Origin of the sequence: Sphingomonas lycopersici, assembly GCF_026130605.1 — a bacterium.
GTDB classification, from domain to species: Bacteria; Pseudomonadota; Alphaproteobacteria; order Sphingomonadales; family Sphingomonadaceae; genus Sphingomonas; species Sphingomonas lycopersici.
The window spans coordinates 19,516-34,963 of record NZ_JANFAU010000007.1 but is presented as its reverse complement, the minus strand read 5'-3'; the positions used below and the strand labels follow the sequence as shown (position 1 = coordinate 34,963).

Here is a 15,448-nt window from a genome sequence, read left to right as displayed (position 1 = left end):
CATGCGGGAGATTGTGTTCGATACCGAAACCACCGGGCTCAGCTTCTCCGGTGGCGACCGGCTGGTCGAGATCGGATGTGTCGAGATCGTCAACCGCGTGGAGACGGGGCGCACCTTCCACGCTTATTTCAACCCCGATCGCGCGATGCCGGCGGAGGCATTTGCGGTCCACGGCCTGTCCGACGCCTTTCTGTCGGATAAGCCGCGCTTCGCCGAGCGTGTCGAGGAATTGCTCGACTTCATCGGCGATGCGCCGCTCGTCGCGCACAATGCCGGGTTCGACTTCGGGTTCATCAACGGCGAGTTGAAGCAGCACGGGTGGCCGCCGGTCGATATGGCGCGGATGGTCGATACGCTGACGATCGCACGGTCGAAGCATCCCGGCGCCAAACACACGCTCGATGCGCTTTGCTCGCGTTATGGGATCGATCGATCGCATCGCGTGTTGCACGGCGCCTTGCTCGACGCGCAACTGCTCGCGCAGGTCTATGTCGAGCTGATGGGCGGGCGCCAGATCGGGCTTGGCCTGGTCAGCGAGGTGGCGGTGGCGGAAACGGCCGCGCCGGTCCGCACGGCAATTGCCTCGGTGGTGCGGCCCGCACGTGTTTTTGTGGTGAGCGACGAAGAACTTGCCGCTCATGCCGCGTTCTTGGAACGGGTAAAGAACCCGATCTGGGGGAGCGACGCGTCCGCGTGACGCGAACCGGGCGTCCGGGGTCAGGCCCGGCGCCCCTGAAGGAGAAGAGCCGATGGATATCCGCGTTTCTGGTCATCAGGTCGCTACGGGCGCTGCGCTCAAGGGACATGTTGGGGAACGACTTCAGGGTATCGCGGACAAATATTTCTCGCGCGCGATCTCGGCCGAGGTGACCTTCGGCAAGGGGCCGCATGACGCTGGATTCACGTGCGATATCGTCGCCCATGTGATGAAGGGGCTGGTGCTCAAGGGGCGAAACACCGCGCAGGACGCGCATCTCGCCTTCGATGGCGCGGCGAGCCGGATCGAAACCCAGCTCAGACGCTATATGCGACGGTTGAAGGATCGGCAGGCGGACAAGGCGCTCGAGCTGGCGCAGGCCAATGGCTATGACAATGCCGGCTATACGCTCTTCGCCGAGGTCGCCGACGAGGATGATGCGGGCGATGCGCCGCTGATTGTCGCCGAGACCCGCGTCGATGTGCCCGATGCCAGCGTTTCCGATGCGGTGATGATGCTCGATCTGCGCAACACCCAGGCGCTGCTGTTCCGCAATTCAGGGACGGGCGCCTATAATATGGTCTATCGTCGCGGCGACGGGACGATCGGCTGGGTCGAGCCGCAGCGCGCGCGCTGAAGGACGCACATCATTGATATGACAAGTGATTTGAGCGACCTGTTGTCGCCTGACTTCATTCTCGTCGACCTCGCGGTATCGAGCAAGAAAGCGCTGTTCCACCAGCTCGGCCAGGTGGCCGGGCCCGCGCTGGCGCTCGACGCCGCGACCGTTTCCGCCGCGCTCGCCGAGCGCGAGCGGCTCGGATCGACCGGTTTCGGCGGCGGGGTGGCGATTCCGCATGCGCGGATCGCCGGCGTCGCGCAAATCGTGGTGATGGTCGCGCGGCTCGCCAAGCCGATCGACTTCGCCGCGGTGGACGATGCCCCGGTCGATATCGTCGTCGCGATGTTTTCGCCCCCCGATGCGGGGGCGGAGCATCTCAAGGCCCTGGCGCGCGTCTCGCGGCGGTTCCGCGACCGGGAATTCGTCGACAAGCTGCGCGGTGCGGCGTCGCGCGACGCTTTCTACGCCTTGCTGACGGCGGACGAGACGCGTGACGCCGCCTGAAGGCGCCGAGGCGCATTTCCGCGCGCTCGAATCGCTCTATGCCGCCGCGCCGATCAACCGTTTCTTCGAATCGACGCTCGAAATCCCCGAATCCGGGGTGGCGCGGATCCGCTTCACCGTCGATGCGCGGCATTTCCACGCCGGCGGCGCGACCCACGGCACCGCTTATTTCAAGATGCTCGACGATGCGGCTTTCTACGCCTGCAACAGCATGGTGACCGATCGCTTCCTGCTGACGACGCAATTCAGCCTGTTGTTCACCCGCCCGCTGCCCGAGGGGCCGGTGGTGGCGGAGGGGCGCTGGATCAGCGGGCATCGCCGCGTATTCGTCGGCGACGCGCGGCTGGTCGACGCCGATGGCGAGGAAGTGGCGCGCGGCACCGGCACCTTCATGCGCAGCCGCATCGCGCTCGCCGGGCTGCCGGGATATCGCACGCGTTGAGCGGCAGGCTGCCCAGCGACCTCCTGGTCGGTGCGTTGCTCAGGCGGGTGAACGACGCCGGGGGCATTGCGGTGATCCGCGCGCGCGGCGATGCCCAGGCCGGCGCGATCCTGATCGTCGACGAGTTGGAAAAGGTGATTCTTGAACGCGGTATCGGCCCCGACGGGATGCGCGGGCTGATCGAAACCGGGCCCAAGGCGGGCGCGCCGGAATCGCTCGACGATTATTGGAAACGGCGCCGGCAACGCGATCCCGACCTGTGGGTGGTTGCTCTGGATATCCCGCAGGCGAAACGGTTCGCCGCTGAAACGATCGGCGACGATTGACTTAGTTGCGCCGCAAAACGAGTAAGCCAGCGTTCATATCTCAGCGTTGTGCCGAGTGCGGGTGCGATCCGTTCGGTGACGCAGTCGGGGGGGATCCCGGCCGATCGTAACCCACAGCGATCGCGTTTTCGCGTCCCAACCGCCTATGTTTGTTGGTTAATGTCGTTTTTCTCGAAGGCCGCGGCTGCCGCGGTCGCGACCCTTTCTATCATCGGCCTCGCCGCGCAGAGCAGCGCAGGGCTGGCGGCCGAAGTAGCGCCGATCGCGCTCGCCACGATCCAGCCGGCCGCTGCGCCGCAGGTTCAGGCTTATATTCCCGCTCCCGTCGTCACCACCCCCACCCCTGCCCCGGCGCCTGCCGTCGCCGATGAAACGCAGCCGGGCGATGCGATCGCCTATCCGACGCTCGCCGCCGCGGTCGCCGCGCAGCAGACGCGTGGGGAGATCGACGAAGACATGCGCTGCCTCGCCGGCGCGATCTATTATGAATCGAAGGGCGAGCCGCTTGCCGGCCAGCTCGCGGTGGCCGAGGTGATCCTCAACCGCGCCGATTCGGGCCGCTTCGGCGACACGATCTGCGACGTGGTGAAGCAGCCGGGGCAATTCTCCTTCGTCCGCGGCGGCCGCGTGCCGGCGGTCGATCCGTCGCGCCCGGCGTGGCGCACCGCGCTCGCGGTGGCCAAGGTCGCGCTCAACGACGCATGGGAAAGCAACGCCGACGACGCGCTCTATTTCCACGCCCGCCGCGCCGCGCCGGGCTGGGGCCGCACGCGCGTGGCGACGATCGGCAACCACATCTTCTACCGCTGATCTTCCTTTTGTTCTCATGATGTTCTAAAGGGGCGGGGTGAATGTCACCCCGCCCTTTTCGTCTGTGGACGATGTGAGCCCGGCCGAGGCGCTGGTCGCTGCCGATGTCGCGCGCGGCGTCACGCGGATGCTGTTGCGGCATGAGCTGGTCGCGATCGCCGAGGTCCCGCTGGAGGGTGGGCGGCGGGCCGATCTGATGGCGCTCGACGCGCGCGGGCGGATCACGATCGTCGAGATCAAGGTGTCGCGCGCCGATCTGCTCGGCGACGGCAAATGGCAGGATTATCTGGCGCATTGCGACCGCTTCTTCTGGGCGGTGCCGGCGGGATTCGATGCCTCGCCGATCGACGGCCCGGCGTTTCTGCCCGAACGGACCGGGCTGATCGTCGCCGATCGCTACGATGCGGCGGTGGTGCGCGAGGCGCGGACCGACCCGCTCGCCGCGCATGTCCGCAAGCGCTGCACCCTCGCCTTCGCGCGCCGCGCCGGCCGCCGGCTGATCGCGCTCGCCGACCCGGATGCCGGGCCGGGGTTTTAAGGATTTTCTCCCCTCGCTTGAACAAGTGAGGGGCGGGTTGGCCCGAGAGGATACCGGAGCAACCGCCTCATACCCACCCACCGCCGGTCCCTCCCTTCACCAGGGAGGGGAGCGGCGAGGTGGCCTAGCGACCCTTCACATCTTCGGCCCGGCGACCGCGCGGGCGGCGGTCTTGGGCTTTTCGTCGATCACCTTGGCGATCGCCGGGGTGCGCGAATCGGCATGGGCGTAATCGCGCGCGGACATGCCGGCGACATTGTCGGTCTGATCGGGGTCGGCGCCCGCGGCAAGCAGGGTGCGCACCAGCGCCAGATCGCGGCGCTGGACCGCGCGGATCAGCGGGGTTTCGCCCGAGCTATTGGCGAGATTGGGGTTGGCCTTGACCAGCAGCAACGTGTCGACCAGCCCGTTCTGGCCATATTGGATCGCCATCAGCAGCGGGGTATCGCCCTTGCCGTTGCGCAAATTGGGATCGGCGCCGCGCGACAGCAGGTAACGCAGATAGAGGTCGTCGCCGCGCTTGATCACGATATGCAGCGCACCGTCGCCGGTGGTCGCGTCGCGCGTGTTGATGATCCGCTGGCCGGGCTGGTCGAGGATCTTGGTGACCTCGTCGCCCTTGCCGTCCTTCACCGCCTGGAGGAACTTGTAGCTTTGCGATTGCTGCTGTGCCGTGGCGGGCAGCGCGGCGGTGCCGGCGAGGATCGCGGCGGCAAAAAGGATACGCTTCATCGTCGAATCTTTGCGTCCTCGGGAGGTTGCGATACCGCCTCTAACAGATCATCTCTCGCCATGCTATGAAGCTGCACGTTCAGATCCTTATCTCCGCCACGCTCGCGCTGGCCGCCTGCTCCCCCGCGCAACAGCCGACGCGCCCGCCGCTGGAGGGCGCGCGGATCGGCGGCGCCTTTTCGCTGACCGACCAGAATGGCCGCGCGACGACCGAGCGCGACCTCGCCGGCAAATACAGCATCGTCTATTTCGGCTACACCTTCTGCCCCGACGTCTGCCCGCTCGACGTCCAGCATATCGGCGCGGCGGTGAAGATGGTCGAGAAGGACGATCCGGCGCTCGGCGCGCGCCTTGTCCCGGTGTTCGTGACGATCGATCCGGCGCGCGATACCCCGGCGGTGCTCAAGGAATTCGTCGGCGCTTTCCACCCGCGGATGATCGGGCTGACCGGCTCGCCGGCGCAGATCGCGGCGATCGCCAAGGAATATGGCGTCTATTATGCGCGCGGTAAGGGCAATGCCGGCGGCTATATGATGGATCACAGCCGCGCCGCCTATCTGATGTCGCCCGCGGGCAAGCCGCTGGCCTTGCTGTCGCAGGAGGGGTCGCCGCGCACGATCGCCGACGAGATCGAGCGCTGGGCGCGATGACCCGCTTCTGGGAAGATACCCCGCTCGACAAGCTCGACCGCGCGCAATGGGAGGCCTTGTGCGACGGCTGCGGCAAATGCTGCATCCACAAGCTCGAGGATGAGGAAACCGGCGAGCTGATCCCGACCAACGTCGCCTGCCGCCTGCTCGATCGCGGTGCCGGGCGCTGCTCGGATTATCGCCACCGCCACGCTTATGTCAGCGAATGCGTGCGGCTCAATGCGCGCAACGTGCATGAGATCGACTGGCTGCCCTCGACCTGCGCCTATCGCCTGCGCGCCGCGGGCGAGCCGCTCCCCGAATGGCATTATCTCGTCTGCGGCGACCCGGAGGCGGTGCACCGCGCCGGCCAGTCGACGCGCGGCTGGACGATCAGCGAGGACGATGCCGGGGACCTCGAACATCATATGGTCGATCGGATCCTGTGAGCAGTTCCTGGGAAATGCCCCTGCGGTCCATTTCGTGCCGCACCAGCCCGCTCCCCCACCCGACCTCCCATCAGGATACATTCGTGGGAGGTCGGGTGCGGGCTGGTGCCGCAAAAGGCGGTGAAACCGCATGACTGAGAGCGCGGAGATCGACGTCGTCCGGCATCCGCGCGCGCGGCGGGCGAAATTGTCGCTCGATCCGGCGAGCGGGCGGGTGCGGCTGGTGATCCCGGCGCGCGCCTCGGCCAAGGCGGCGCTGGCCTGGGCGGCGACGCAAGGCGAATGGCTCGCCCGCCAACGCGCGGCCTTGCCCGAGGCGCGGCCGTTCGCGCCCGGCGCGACGGTGCCGTTCGACGATGCCGTGCTGACGATTCAATGGGACGAGACCGGCTCGCGCCGCGTGGCGCGTATCGACGATCGGCTGCTGACCGGCGGGCCGCGCGAAACCGTCGGCCGCCGTATCGAGGCGTGGCTCCGGCGCGAGGCGCTGCGGCTGCTGAGCGAGGATACCGCGCATTATGCCGCGCTCGCCGGGGTCAAGGTGGTCAAGGTCGCGATCGGCGACGCGCGCGGGCGCTGGGGGAGCTGCGCGTCGTCGGGCGCGATCCGCTACAATTGGCGGCTCGCGCTCGCGCCGCGCGCGGTGCGTCGCGCGACCGCCGCGCACGAGGTCGCGCACCGCGTCCATATGAACCACAGCGCGGCATTCCACGCGCTCGTCGCGACGCTCTACGGCCGCGATCCGGCGGCCGAGCGCGCGTGGCTGCGCCGCCACGGCGCGTCGCTTCACTGGTTCGGGCGCGGCTCGGTCGAATAATTGGGCGGCGGCTGGCGATTGCCCGGCGCGGGATTGACCGGCCGGCGCTGATCGCGGCGTGCGTCGCGCCCGGTGACGCGGTCGATCCAGTCCTGATCGAGCCGCTCGGGCGGCGGCGACGGGATGATCGGATTGCCGTCGTCGTCGATCTCGAGATGCTCGCTGCGCGGCGGCTGGCGATCGCCCGCGCCGGCGCCGGGTATCCCGCCGGTGACGGGATTGCCGTCGGGATCGACGAACAGGCCGTTGTCGGGGCCGCCGTAATAGCTTTCGGCGTCGGGTTCGAGCTGCGCCTCGGGCAAGGTCACCTGGGTCTCGAACTGCTCGATCGGGCGGTTGGCGACCGCCTTGATCATGAAATCGTGCCAGGCGCGCGCCGGCGCGGTGCCGCCGTGGAGCCCGGCGATCGGCTTGGCGTCGTCGCGCCCCATCCACACGCCGGTGGTGAGCCCCGAGGAGAAGCCGAGGAACCAGCCGTCCTTCGACGAACTCGTCGTCCCGGTCTTGCCCGCCACCGGGCGCCCGATCTGCGCCGCGCGGCCGGTGCCGGTGTTCACCGCGGTCTGCAGCAGGTCGATCATCTGCGCCGCGACCTGGGGCGCGACCAGCACGCGGCTGCGATCGACCTGATGCTGGTAGATCACCTCATTGTTCGCGGTGACCTTGAGGATGCCATAGGGGGTCACCGCGACGCCCTGATTGGCGACGCTGGCGAAGGCGCGGGTCATGTCGATCAGCCGCACGTCGGAGGTGCCGAGCACCATCGACGGGTGGGTGTTGACCGTGGTGGTGATGCCGAAGCGCCGCGCCATATCGGCGACGGTGGCGAAGCCGACCTGCTGGCCGAGCTTCGCGGCGATCGTGTTGAGCGAATAGGCAAAGGCGGTGCGCAGCGTCACCTGCCCCGAATTGCGCCGCGAATCGTTGCGCGGCGACCAGCCGTCGATCGTCACCGGCTCGTCGATCTCGGTCGATTCGGGAGTCTTCCCGGCCTCGAGCGCGGCGAGATAGACGAATAATTTGAATGCCGAGCCCGGCTGGCGCTCGGCCTGGGTGGCGCGGTTGTAGATCGACGAGACGTAATCCTTGCCGCCGACCATCGCGCGCACCGCGCCGTCGCGATCGAGCGCGACCAACGCGCCCTGCGCCCCGTTCGGCGCGTTGGCGCGCACCGCGGCATCGGCGTCGCGCTGCATGTTGAGATCGAGCGTCGTCCACACCTCGAGCGGCTTCTCGGTCTCGTCGATCAGCAATTCGAGCTGGGGCAGCGCCCAATCGGTGAAATAGCGCACGCTATTCTGCTTGGGCTCGGGCGCCAGCGCGACCGATTTGGGATCGGCGGCGGTCGCCTCGCCCGCCGAGATCATCCCATTGTCCTGCATCGCCTGCAGCACCACCGAGGCGCGGCCCACCGCAGCGGCGGCGTCGGCGGTCGGCGAATAATTGGACGGCGCCTTGACCAGCCCGGCGATGATTGCCGCCTCGGGCAGCGACAGATGATCGGCGCCGTGGCCGAAGAATTTGCGCGAGGCGGCGTCGATGCCGTAAGCGCCGCCGCCATAATAGACCTTGTTCAGATAGAGTTCGAGGATCTCGTCCTTGCTGAACTTCCGCTCCATCGCCAGTGCGAGGATCCATTCGCGGAATTTGCGGCCGAACTTCTTCTGATTGTTGAGGAAAACATTTCGGGCGAGCTGCTGGGTGATCGTCGAGCCGCCCTGCACCCAGCGGCCGCGCGACAGGCGCACCTGTACCGAGCGCGCCACCCCGATCGGATCGACCCCGATATGGCTGTTGAAGCGACGATCCTCCACCGCGATCGTCGCGTCGCGCATCACCTTGGGAATGCGGTCATAGCTCAGCCAGTCGCCATAGCTCGGCCCCATCGACACGATCACCGTGCCGTCGGCGGCGTGGACGCGGATCATCTGCCCGTTGGGCGAGGATTTGAGCTGTTCGAAGCTGGGGAGCTGCGCGCGGGTGACATAGACCGCGGTGATCAGCGCGGCGAGCGCGAGCAATGCGGCGACGACCAGCAGCTTGAGGGCAAGCGACAGGCGACGGCGCCAGGGCGAACGGGGACGAGGGGCGCGGGCCATCGGATCGGCTAGAACGGATAGAGGCTTAGCCTGTCCTTAACAAGTCTAGCGGCGCGGCTGGAAATCGAGGCTGACCGAATTCATGCAATAGCGCGTCCCGGTCGGCGGGGGGCCATCGGGGAAGACGTGGCCGAGGTGGCTGTCGCATCGCGCGCAGCGCGTTTCGACGCGAGTCATGCCGTGGCTCGTGTCGCTATGATCGGTCACCGCATCGGGCGCGATCGGCCGGGTGAAGCTGGGCCAGCCCGATCCAGAATCATATTTGTCCGCCGAATCGAACAATTCCAGTTCGCAGGCCGCGCAATGATAGATGCCGTCGGCCTTGTTGTCGTTGTATTTGCCGGAAAAAGCGCGCTCCGTCCCGGCCTCGCGCAGTACGTGATATTGCTCGGGGGTCAGCCGCCGGCGCCATTCTGACTCGGACAGATCGAGATGTTCCATGCGCGTGATTCTCCGCCGCGCGGCGGGGCGCGTCAAGCCGGCGTCGGCGCTGCGGACCGGTTCAGAAGGGGCGTTCGCCGATATAATTGCCGGCGTCGCTGTAGCGACACACCAGCACGTCCTCGATCCGCCCGCGCGCGATCGCGCAACCGACCTCGCCGGAATCGCGCCACATCAGCTGGGTATAATGGCCGATGTCCTCGACCCGTCCGGTCGTGCTGTTGTTGGGGAACACCCCGGGGGTGAAGAAGCGCTTCTCGCGGATCCAGGCGTCGACCATATGTTCGAGCGTGAAGGCGCCGCGCGTGCCGGCCCACAGATTCTCGCCCTGCGGATCGAACGGACGTTCGGGGGCATGTTCGAAACGGCCGCTCCGCGCGAGATAATTGGCCCAGTCCTGCGCCGAGGCGGCGAGCATCGGATCCCATTTGAGCGGCATGATGCCCATCGCGACGCGCTCGCGGTTGTGCCTGCCGAGCACGCGATCGGCGAAATTGGACGTGGGATCGGTCGCACCGACCATGATCGGCAACGAAAACAGCAGCCCGAGGCTGGCGATCAGCGATGTCAAACGACGACGCGACATGGCAGGCCCATTCCGAAAGATGGGCCGATTCTGTCATGCGAGCGTCAGCAGGCGGTTGAAGGGGGTGGTTATCCCTTCGTTTACGATGATTTTTCCCGCGGCGGGAGAATCGCCACCTTGTCGCCGTTGCTGACCGCCTTGAACAGCAATGCGGCGAAGGACGGCGGGATACCGATGCAGCCGTGGGTCGCGGCGCCGCGGCGGACGTTGCTGGCGTGGATCGCCACCCCGTCTCCGGTGAGCCGCATCATATAGGGCATGCTCGCGTCATAGAGCGACGAGACATGGGTCTCGCGCTTTTCGAGGATCGGGAACACCCCGGTCGGGGTCGGCTTGCCGTCGGTGCCGTAGAGGATCACCGCCGAGCCGATTTCGTGCCCGTCGCGAAACACCGAGAGCAATTGCCGCGCGAGATCGATCCGCACCCAGATGTCACCCGCCGGGATATGCTGTTCGTTCCAGACATAATCGCCGTAATGCATCGTATTGCGGACGTTGAGCACGCTCTTCACCGCACGGCGCTCGCCGTCGGGCAAGGTGAGCGCGGGATATTGGCCGACCGGATACCATAGCCGCGGGCCACGCTCGACCACCTGTACCGGCGGGTCGGTCAGATGGTGCTTGGTGTAATAATGCGCCGCCGCCGCCCCGCCGGCGATCGCCGCCGCGGCCAGCGCGAGCGGCACGGCGAGCCGTGCCAGCTTCTGTCCCAGATAGCGGGGGGAGAGTTTAGCGGTCAGCGACAATGGTCACCACTCGGCCGCGCCGGCGCAGCGCCGCGCCGATCGAGAAGAAGCCGATCAGCATCATCGCCCAGGTCGCGGGCTCGGGCACGCCACCCGGCGGGGTGACGGGTGGGGTGACGGGCGGCGTGCAGCAACCGCCACCGCTACTGCCACCGCCGTTGGTCAGCGGCGGGATGAACGGCACGATCGGTACCGGCCCCGGCCCGACGGGCGGGCTGATGATATCGGTGGGCGGCACATAAGGCGGGGTCGCGCCGAACGGCAGATCGGGCACGTCGGCGATGATCGGCGGCCGCTCGCGCAGCGAGGTGAGCACGCGCTCGACCGGCGTCGCCGGCTTGGGCGCGGGCGGGCGGTGGCGGACATTGGTCGCGACGCGCTCGCGCGGGCCCTTGGTCTGGGTCAGCGCGCCGGCGGCGCGGCCGCCGGGCGAGCGATCGGTGAACATCGCCAGCGGATCGGCGAGCGCGGCGGTCACGGCGGCGGACGCGGCACTGATGCCGGCACCGAGACCGTTCTTGTCGCCCGCGACATAGCCCGCGCCGGTCCCGGTTGCGATCAGCAACCCCGCCAGCGTCAGCCCCTTGCGCCATCTGCGTTTGTTAACCATCATACGCCGAACACCCGGATCTACGCCCCTCCCCCATCGGGATCGGCATATCTTTTATCACGACGGACCACCCCGTTGATCCCACCTGTTGCCGCCGGACATAGCCAAAACTGTCCCGGATTGCGACAATTTAATAAGATTTGCGGTAAACGGTTGTCTTGTTCGCTGCCGGACTTTGCGACGAAAATGGTTAACATTTCGCTTGGCGCGCGCGAGTCGCGCCGGCGCCTTCCCGATCCCGGAAAGGCGCCGATTCTGCGAAGTTTATGAAAGGCCCCTTGCGGGGCGATCCCGGCCGGTCAGGCGGGATATTGGTGCGGTCGAGAAGACTCGAACTTCCACGTCCTTTCGGACACAACGACCTCAACGTTGCGCGTCTACCAGTTCCGCCACGACCGCACGTGATGTCTACCGGGCGGGCCCGGCGACTGGCAGGACGGCGCCCCTAGCAAAGCCCTACGGGGCTGGCAATGCCCCAGCGAAAGATTTGATCTTGGTTTGTTTGGAAATGACGCTTTGGGTCAGTCGCGCGGCGCCGGCCCGCTCCTCCACCCGACGTCCGATCAGGATATGCTCGTGGGAGGACGGGTGCGGGAGCGGGCCGGCGCCGTAAATGCGGCGAAGCTGCATTTGCCCAACAGCGGAATCGCCTATTTCGCGTTCTCGCCGACGAAGCTCAGTTCGAGCCGCTTCGAATTGGCCGGCACGTCGAGCTTGGCCGAATTGAAATCGATCGATCCCTTGGGGCCGAGCGAACGCTGCTGCGGGGTGATCGTCCAGCTGAACACGATCCGGCCCTTGGCATCGCGCAGGTCGGCGCGGATGTCCGGGACGCGCTGGCGGGTGTCGGACGGGTTGAGCACTTTGCCCGAGATCGCGAACAACTCGCTGCCATTGGCCATCTCGCGCCGCTCGATCGGATTGTCGACCAGCCGCAGCGGCGATTCGCCGGGGCCGAACGACAGCCCGAGCTGCTGCGCGAGCCCCGGCGCGCTCATCCAGATGATCGCCGCCACCGCGACGAGCATCAGCACCCCGGCGGCGACCGCCGCGATCGTCCAGCGGCGCGATTGATCGCGGCGCGGGCGGAACGGCGGGCGGTGCGCGAAGGCGTCGTAATCGGGCGCGGCCACCGGGGACGGCGGCGGGGCGACCTCCGCCGGCTGGGGAATACCGGCGAGCGGCGCAGGCGGGGCGGGGGGGGCAGGCGGCGCGGCCTCGGCCGCCGAAGCCGCGGGCGAGATAACGGGCGCCGGCGCGGGGGCCTGCGCCTCCTCGATCGCCTGCGCGCTCGGCTCCTGGAACCAGCTGTGACGGCAATTGGCGCAACGCACGACGCGTCCGGTCAGCCCGATTGCGCTGTCGGGGACCAGATAGCGGGTGCGGCATTCGGGGCATTCGAGGATCATGTCGCGACAACCGCTTGCGCTGGGCTTGAATCCGTGAATCTAAACACGCTCAGCGCGTCGCTGGCAAGCGATGAGTGTCGGTAACGCGGCCTTGAAGCGATGCCCCGCGTCGTGCGATGGCGAAGCCGATGATGGGGTAGGGCGGAACGGCGCCGGCAATGGCGAATATCGTGCAGTTCGAAAATGTGGGGCTGCGCTACGGCACCGGCCAGGAGACGCTGTCCGACATCAGCTTCACGCTGGCGAGCGGCGCTTTCTACTTCCTCACCGGGGCGAGCGGGGCAGGCAAGACCTCGCTGCTCCGCCTGCTCTATCTCGCGCAGCGCCCGAGCCGCGGGATCATCCGGTTGTTCGGCGAGGATGCGGTGACGATGCCGCGCAGCCGCCTCCCCGGATTCCGCCGCCGCATCGGGGTGGTGTTCCAGGATTTCCGGCTGATCCCGCATCTCTCGATCGCCGACAATATCGCCTTGCCGCTGCGCGTCGCCGGGGTGCCCGAGGCGGACGTCGCCGGCCCGGTCAGCGAGATGCTCGCCTGGGTCGGGCTGGGCGACCGCGGCGGCGCGCGTCCCGCGACGCTGTCGGGCGGCGAGCAGCAGCGCGTCGCGATCGCGCGCGCGGTGATCGGACGGCCCGAGATCCTCGTGGCCGACGAGCCGACCGGCAACGTCGATCCCGAGATGGCCGAGCGGCTGTTATTGTTGTTCGACTCGCTCAACCGGCTGGGGACGACGGTGCTCGTCGCGACCCACGATCTGCACCTGCTCAATCGCGTGAGCGAGGCGCAGATGATGCGGCTCGATCGCGGGCGGCTGCAGGATCCGACCGGGCTGCTGCGCAATCCCCCCGCGCGGCGCGATTGACGATGGCAGCGTCGACCGCCCGGTTGCTCGACAATGCGCGCGACGGACGCGCGATGAGCTATGTGATCGCGATCATGCTGTTTCTGACGGTGCTCTCCGCCGCGATGGGGCTGGCGACGCGCAATGCGGCGGGGGCGCTCGAGCGCGCGATCGCCGGGCGGCTGACCGTCCAGCTGACCAGCGGCGCGCCCGATGCGCGCGCGGCGCTGGCGGCGCGGCTCGCGGCGCGGCTGCGCGCGACGCCGGGGGTGACGCGGGTCGCCCCGGTGAGCCGCGCCGCGCTCGCCGACCTGCTGCGGCCGTGGTTGGGGGCGGAGGCCAATGACGCCGATCTGCCGCTGCCCGCGATGATCGACGTCGATCTCGCCGACACCGCGCCCGCGACGCTCGCCCGGGTGACCGCGGCGGTGCGCGGGGTGGCGCCGGCGGCGCGGATCGACGCGCATGCCAGCTGGATGGCCTCCGTCGCCGGGATGCTGTCGTTCGCGACCTGGCTGGGCCTGGGGCTGGTCGCGCTGATGGCAACCGCGACCGCGACGGTGGTGGTCGTCGCGGCGCGCGCCGGGCTCGACGCGCATCGCGCAACGATCGAGGTGATGCATATGCTCGGCGCGACCGACGTGCAGATCGCGCGGCTGTTCCAGCGCCGCATCGCGCGCGATGCGCTGGTCGGCGGCGTGGCGGGCGGCGCGGCGGCGCTGGCGACGGTGGCGCTGATCGGCGCGCGCGCGTCGGGGCTCGGGTCGGAATTGCTCGGCGGCGCCGGGCTGGGGGCGGGGGCGTGGCTGATGCTCGCGCTGCTGCCGCTCGTCTTCGCTTTGCTGGCGATGCTCGCCGCGCGGATCGCGGTGACGCGTGCGCTGGGGCGCATCTTATGATCAGCCGGCTGATCGGATTGATCGCGGTGGCATGGGGGCTGGGCTTCGCAGCCTTCACGCTGCTGCTCGCCCAGCCCTCGGATGTCGCGCGGACCGATGCGATCGTCGTGCCGACCGGCGGGGCGGGGCGGATCGCGCGCGGGCTGGCGCTGATCGAGGAAAAGCGCGCGACGCGGATGCTGGTCACCGGAGTGGCGCCGGGGGTGAGCAAGAGCGATCTCGCCGACGTCTTCGGTCATGCCGCGGCGATCGACTGCTGCGTCGATCTCGGGCGGCAGGCGGTCGATACGCGTTCCAACGCCGAGGAGACCGCCGGCTGGGTGCGGCAGCATCACTATCGTTCGGTGCGGCTCGTCACCTCCGACTGGCATATGGCGCGCGCGCGGATGGAATTGCATGCCGCGCTCGACGACGATGCGGTCATCGTCCGCGACGGCGTCTCGACCGAACCACGACTGAGGCAATTAGTGAACGAATACAATAAGTTGATTCTACGCCGCATCGTATTGTGGCTGGGCGTCGGCAAATGAGCGACTGGCTGCGGACGATCGCGTTTCGTACCTTCTTCTACGCGGTATCGGTGCCGATCGTGCTGCTCGTGCCGCTCGTCGCGCTCGCCGGGCAGCGCGCGATGATCGGCTATGCGCATTTCTGGGCGAGGGTCCACCGCTGGGCGATGCGCACGATCCTGGGGATCGAGAGCCGGGTGGAGGGGGCGGTGCCGCGCGGGCAGTTTCTCTACGCCGCCAAGCATCAGGCGATGTACGAGACGCTCGAGCTGCAGCTGATTCTCGACGGCCCGGCGATGGTGCTCAAGCGCGAATTGATGCGGATTCCGATCTGGGGCTGGGCGACGAGGCTCTACGGATCGATCGTCGTCGACCGCGAGGCTTCGAGCAAGGCGCTACGCCAGCTGATGCGCGACGGAGCGGCGGCCAAGGCCTCGGGGCGGTCGGTGATCGTCTATCCGGAGGGGACGCGGGTCGCGCCGGGCGAGCAGCCGCCGCTGCGCTCGGGGTTTGCCGGGCTGTACAAGGCGCTCGACCTGCCGGTGGTGCCGATCGCCACCGACAGCGGGCGGCTGCTTCCCAAAAAGGGAGCGAAGCATCCCGGCGTGGTGACCTTCCGCATCGGCGCGCCGATCCCCGCCGGCTTGCCGCGTCGCGAGGCGGAACGGCGCGTGTGGGCGGAGATCAACGCGCTGGAGAAATAGGCGGCCCGCCCCTTTGCTCCCCTCCGTGGCGAAGGGA

General features: G+C 68.1%; 21 protein-coding genes and 1 tRNA gene. 14 read left to right on the top strand and 8 right to left on the bottom strand.

Annotation, left to right across the window (positions count from 1 at the left end; all coding sequences use genetic code 11):
• Position 1 precedes the first annotated feature (1 nt).
• The 7 genes from dnaQ to NED98_RS14520 all read left to right on the top strand — a co-directional run bounded on the left by dnaQ (position 2) and on the right by NED98_RS14520 (position 3,939).
• Positions 2-697 (top strand): DNA polymerase III subunit epsilon, encoded by a 696-nt coding sequence (gene dnaQ, locus NED98_RS14550; protein WP_265313500.1) that lies wholly within the window; start codon positions 2-4, stop codon positions 695-697.
• A 52-nt stretch (positions 698-749) separates the two neighbouring features.
• Positions 750-1,334, top strand: a complete 585-nt coding sequence (gene hpf / locus NED98_RS14545; protein ID WP_179512943.1) for a ribosome hibernation-promoting factor, HPF/YfiA family — start codon at positions 750-752, stop codon at positions 1,332-1,334.
• An 18-nt stretch (positions 1,335-1,352) separates the two neighbouring features.
• Positions 1,353-1,823, top strand: coding sequence for a PTS sugar transporter subunit IIA (locus NED98_RS14540; RefSeq protein WP_179512942.1), 471 nt, complete (start codon positions 1,353-1,355; stop codon positions 1,821-1,823).
• A complete protein-coding gene (locus tag NED98_RS14535) occupies positions 1,810-2,265 on the top strand; it encodes a PaaI family thioesterase (RefSeq protein ID WP_179512941.1) in 456 nt (151 codons plus the stop codon). The genes NED98_RS14540 and NED98_RS14535 overlap by 14 nt, the downstream gene beginning before the upstream one ends.
• Entirely contained in the window at positions 2,262-2,591 is a 330-nt protein-coding gene (locus tag NED98_RS14530; protein ID WP_179512940.1) for a DUF1491 family protein, read from the top strand. Before NED98_RS14535 ends, NED98_RS14530 begins: the two co-directional genes overlap by 4 nt.
• Before the next feature lie 159 nt (positions 2,592-2,750).
• Positions 2,751-3,401, top strand: coding sequence for a cell wall hydrolase (locus tag NED98_RS14525; protein ID WP_179512939.1), 651 nt, complete (start codon positions 2,751-2,753; stop codon positions 3,399-3,401).
• A 37-nt stretch (positions 3,402-3,438) separates the two neighbouring features.
• Positions 3,439-3,939, top strand: a complete 501-nt coding sequence (locus NED98_RS14520; RefSeq protein ID WP_265313499.1) for an MmcB family DNA repair protein — start codon at positions 3,439-3,441, stop codon at positions 3,937-3,939.
• A gap of 135 nt (positions 3,940-4,074) precedes the next feature.
• Here NED98_RS14520 and NED98_RS14515 read toward each other — a convergent pair whose 3' ends face one another.
• Positions 4,075-4,671, bottom strand: a complete 597-nt coding sequence (locus tag NED98_RS14515; protein ID WP_265271137.1) for an ankyrin repeat domain-containing protein — start codon at positions 4,669-4,671, stop codon at positions 4,075-4,077.
• Positions 4,672-4,736: 65 nt separating this feature from the next.
• Here NED98_RS14515 and NED98_RS14510 point away from each other — a divergent pair, with 65 nt between their 5' ends.
• The 3 genes from NED98_RS14510 (at position 4,737) to NED98_RS14500 (ending at position 6,566) form a co-directional block, all read left to right on the top strand.
• Entirely contained in the window at positions 4,737-5,321 is a 585-nt protein-coding gene (locus NED98_RS14510) for an SCO family protein (protein WP_265313498.1), read from the top strand.
• Positions 5,318-5,749: a YcgN family cysteine cluster protein gene (locus NED98_RS14505; RefSeq protein ID WP_265271141.1), complete on the top strand. Its 432-nt coding sequence runs from the start codon at positions 5,318-5,320 to the stop codon at positions 5,747-5,749. The genes NED98_RS14510 and NED98_RS14505 overlap by 4 nt, the downstream gene beginning before the upstream one ends.
• Before the next feature lie 130 nt (positions 5,750-5,879).
• Positions 5,880-6,566, top strand: a complete 687-nt coding sequence (locus NED98_RS14500; RefSeq protein WP_179512935.1) for a M48 family metallopeptidase — start codon at positions 5,880-5,882, stop codon at positions 6,564-6,566.
• Here NED98_RS14500 and NED98_RS14495 read toward each other — a convergent pair.
• The 7 genes from NED98_RS14495 to NED98_RS14465 form a co-directional block, all read right to left on the bottom strand.
• Complete coding sequence (locus tag NED98_RS14495) at positions 6,536-8,665, bottom strand: transglycosylase domain-containing protein (protein ID WP_265313497.1); 2,130 nt, start codon at positions 8,663-8,665, stop codon at positions 6,536-6,538. The two genes, NED98_RS14500 and NED98_RS14495, sit on opposite strands and share 31 nt — an antisense overlap.
• Positions 8,666-8,710: 45 nt before the next feature.
• Positions 8,711-9,106 carry a peptide-methionine (R)-S-oxide reductase MsrB gene (gene msrB, locus NED98_RS14490; protein ID WP_265271147.1) on the bottom strand — a complete coding sequence of 132 codons (396 nt, stop codon included), beginning with the start codon at positions 9,104-9,106 and terminating at the stop codon, positions 8,711-8,713.
• Between the two features lie 61 nt (positions 9,107-9,167).
• A complete protein-coding gene (locus NED98_RS14485) occupies positions 9,168-9,692 on the bottom strand; it encodes a CAP domain-containing protein (protein ID WP_179512932.1) in 525 nt (174 codons plus the stop codon).
• 80 nt (positions 9,693-9,772) lie between these two features.
• Positions 9,773-10,438, bottom strand: a complete 666-nt coding sequence (locus tag NED98_RS14480) for a L,D-transpeptidase family protein (protein ID WP_265313496.1) — start codon at positions 10,436-10,438, stop codon at positions 9,773-9,775.
• A complete protein-coding gene (locus NED98_RS14475; RefSeq protein ID WP_265313495.1) occupies positions 10,422-11,048 on the bottom strand; it encodes a PEPxxWA-CTERM sorting domain-containing protein in 627 nt (208 codons plus the stop codon). The genes NED98_RS14480 and NED98_RS14475 overlap by 17 nt, the downstream gene beginning before the upstream one ends.
• 312 nt (positions 11,049-11,360) lie before the next feature.
• A tRNA-Leu gene (locus NED98_RS14470) sits at positions 11,361-11,447 on the bottom strand.
• Between the two features lie 251 nt (positions 11,448-11,698).
• The gene (locus tag NED98_RS14465) at positions 11,699-12,457 is read right to left on the bottom strand and encodes an MJ0042-type zinc finger domain-containing protein (protein ID WP_179512931.1); all 759 of its coding nucleotides are present in this window, start codon (positions 12,455-12,457) and stop codon (positions 11,699-11,701) included.
• A gap of 158 nt (positions 12,458-12,615) precedes the next feature.
• Between NED98_RS14465 and ftsE the strand changes: the two genes are divergently transcribed.
• From ftsE to NED98_RS14445, 4 genes are read left to right on the top strand one after another with little or no spacing between them, the layout of a single operon-like run.
• Positions 12,616-13,320, top strand: coding sequence for a cell division ATP-binding protein FtsE (ftsE, locus tag NED98_RS14460; protein WP_265271155.1), 705 nt, complete (start codon positions 12,616-12,618; stop codon positions 13,318-13,320).
• Between the two features lie 2 nt (positions 13,321-13,322).
• Positions 13,323-14,198 (top strand): cell division protein FtsX, encoded by an 876-nt coding sequence (locus NED98_RS14455; protein WP_265271157.1) that lies wholly within the window; start codon positions 13,323-13,325, stop codon positions 14,196-14,198.
• Positions 14,195-14,728 (top strand): YdcF family protein, encoded by a 534-nt coding sequence (locus NED98_RS14450; protein WP_179512928.1) that lies wholly within the window; start codon positions 14,195-14,197, stop codon positions 14,726-14,728. The genes NED98_RS14455 and NED98_RS14450 overlap by 4 nt, the downstream gene beginning before the upstream one ends.
• Positions 14,725-15,411, top strand: a complete 687-nt coding sequence (locus tag NED98_RS14445; RefSeq protein WP_265313494.1) for a lysophospholipid acyltransferase family protein — start codon at positions 14,725-14,727, stop codon at positions 15,409-15,411. Before NED98_RS14450 ends, NED98_RS14445 begins: the two co-directional genes overlap by 4 nt.
• The last annotated feature ends 37 nt before the right edge of the window (positions 15,412-15,448 follow it).

Excerpts from the sequence above, each read along its gene's own strand:
- dnaQ (WP_265313500.1), top strand. The coding sequence starts at position 2 with ATGCGGGAGATTGTGTTCGATACCGAAACCACCGGGCTCAGCTTCTCC.
- NED98_RS14445 (WP_265313494.1), top strand. The coding sequence starts at position 14,725 with ATGAGCGACTGGCTGCGGACGATCGCGTTTCGTACCTTCTTCTACGCG.
- NED98_RS14515 (WP_265271137.1), bottom strand. The coding sequence starts at position 4,671 with ATGAAGCGTATCCTTTTTGCCGCCGCGATCCTCGCCGGCACCGCCGCG.
- NED98_RS14450 (WP_179512928.1), top strand. The coding sequence starts at position 14,195 with ATGATCAGCCGGCTGATCGGATTGATCGCGGTGGCATGGGGGCTGGGC.
- NED98_RS14510 (WP_265313498.1), top strand. The coding sequence starts at position 4,737 with ATGAAGCTGCACGTTCAGATCCTTATCTCCGCCACGCTCGCGCTGGCC.
- NED98_RS14485 (WP_179512932.1), bottom strand. The coding sequence starts at position 9,692 with ATGTCGCGTCGTCGTTTGACATCGCTGATCGCCAGCCTCGGGCTGCTG.
- msrB (WP_265271147.1), bottom strand. The coding sequence starts at position 9,106 with ATGGAACATCTCGATCTGTCCGAGTCAGAATGGCGCCGGCGGCTGACC.
- ftsE (WP_265271155.1), top strand. The coding sequence starts at position 12,616 with ATGGCGAATATCGTGCAGTTCGAAAATGTGGGGCTGCGCTACGGCACC.
- NED98_RS14500 (WP_179512935.1), top strand. The coding sequence starts at position 5,880 with ATGACTGAGAGCGCGGAGATCGACGTCGTCCGGCATCCGCGCGCGCGG.
- hpf (WP_179512943.1), top strand. The coding sequence starts at position 750 with ATGGATATCCGCGTTTCTGGTCATCAGGTCGCTACGGGCGCTGCGCTC.
- NED98_RS14540 (WP_179512942.1), top strand. The coding sequence starts at position 1,353 with ATGACAAGTGATTTGAGCGACCTGTTGTCGCCTGACTTCATTCTCGTC.
- NED98_RS14465 (WP_179512931.1), bottom strand. The coding sequence starts at position 12,457 with ATGATCCTCGAATGCCCCGAATGCCGCACCCGCTATCTGGTCCCCGAC.
- NED98_RS14495 (WP_265313497.1), bottom strand. The coding sequence starts at position 8,665 with ATGGCCCGCGCCCCTCGTCCCCGTTCGCCCTGGCGCCGTCGCCTGTCG.
- NED98_RS14455 (WP_265271157.1), top strand. The coding sequence starts at position 13,323 with ATGGCAGCGTCGACCGCCCGGTTGCTCGACAATGCGCGCGACGGACGC.
- NED98_RS14525 (WP_179512939.1), top strand. The coding sequence starts at position 2,751 with ATGTCGTTTTTCTCGAAGGCCGCGGCTGCCGCGGTCGCGACCCTTTCT.
- NED98_RS14505 (WP_265271141.1), top strand. The coding sequence starts at position 5,318 with ATGACCCGCTTCTGGGAAGATACCCCGCTCGACAAGCTCGACCGCGCG.
- NED98_RS14475 (WP_265313495.1), bottom strand. The coding sequence starts at position 11,048 with ATGGTTAACAAACGCAGATGGCGCAAGGGGCTGACGCTGGCGGGGTTG.